Source organism: Clostridium sp. C105KSO13 (assembly GCF_001517425.1).
Classification (GTDB): Bacteria; Bacillota; Clostridia; order Lachnospirales; family Lachnospiraceae; genus Muricomes.
In genome coordinates this window covers 1-717 of sequence record NZ_FBWL01000031.1, presented here as the reverse complement: position 1 = coordinate 717, position 717 = coordinate 1, and the positions used below count along the sequence as shown (strand labels likewise).

The window sequence follows — 717 nt, the reverse complement described above, 5'->3', positions numbered from 1 at the left end:
TGTAGCTTAATGCATATTTGGATCTGGAGAGTGTTCCACTATTCTCCCCCTGTTCCTTGTCACTTATCAACCATATCAGTTCATTATAAAAATCTTAAATTTTTGTCTTGACAACTGAGCCACTATAAAAAGGCAGAACTGTATTCTTTTGAGATAAAGAAGCAGGCAGGATTTGGAAAAAACGGTGGAAAGAACTTTGAAGGTATTATGACCAGTCTGCAGATGCAAAGCTACTTATGTCTTCGTGATTTTCACAGGAAAAGGAATAAAACCGGCCGGGCATATGGCAGATCTATTGCTGTATATACAAGACCGGAGGCTCTCTGGGGATACGAGTATGTAACTTCGGAATATGAAGAGGAACCGAGAAAGTCAGGAGACAGAATTATCAGTCATATGATGGAAATATATCCAACCGCTTCGCCTGAACAGATTCTGCGGGCTGTTGCTTCGGAAGAGAGCATAAAAGGGGTTTTAGCATCTAAAAAGAAAGTGATCTGCTATCCGGAAAACCTCCTGACAGAGCTAGATGTCAATAATATTTCTAAAGTTGCAATTAAATATGATGAGGTAACGAAAGATCAACTGGCCGGATTGGAATTTACTATCAGGCAGTTGAAGGAGAATGAGCAGGAAGTGTTACATCTGCGATACAAGGAAGGCTTAACGTTCAAATTAATCGGAGAACATATGGGACTTTCAGGAGGACGGGCAGGT

General features: G+C 40.7%; 1 protein-coding gene. It reads left to right on the top strand.

Translation table 11 applies throughout. The features are described from left to right. Nucleotides 1-207: 207 nt before the first annotated feature. Nucleotides 208-717, top strand: a 510-nt coding sequence (locus BN3456_RS00095) for an AlkZ-related protein (RefSeq protein ID WP_278280252.1), incomplete at its 3' end; no start/stop codon positions are given.